1 pseudogene is annotated in these 329 nt (G+C 69.3%); it reads left to right on the forward strand.

Annotated elements, in window-relative coordinates:
* Window positions 1-329, forward strand: a pseudogene (locus NE591_RS13515) (molybdenum cofactor biosynthesis enzyme); the annotation flags it as partial.

A 329-nucleotide genomic window follows, 5' to 3' on the forward strand; every position in this document is an offset into this window, starting at 1 on the left:
GGATCGGTGGCCTCGGCCTCCACCTCCATTGACAACGGGTTCGAGTACCACTACGACGCCGTCGCCCAGGCTGCTGCCGACTACCAGAAGGCGAGAGCGGATGCTGAGCCGGTGAGTCGCGCGGCGAAGGGCAAGGCGGAGGGCCTTTTGAACGAGGTTCTGGCCGCGCTCGGTGATGCGGGCGCCTTCCGCATTAAAGCGGATCCTCCCGGAGCGGCGGGGTGCATCGCCTTCGTCGTCTCGACGGGAACGTCGGAGCCGACCGCCTTCGAGAGCGCTTTTGCGCCCACGGGCACGCTGGGCACTCGGGCCGCCGACACCGCGGCCCG

The sequence above is a fragment of the Adlercreutzia sp. DFI.6.23 genome (assembly GCF_024462535.1).
Classification (GTDB): domain Bacteria; phylum Actinomycetota; class Coriobacteriia; order Coriobacteriales; family Eggerthellaceae; genus Adlercreutzia; species Adlercreutzia rubneri.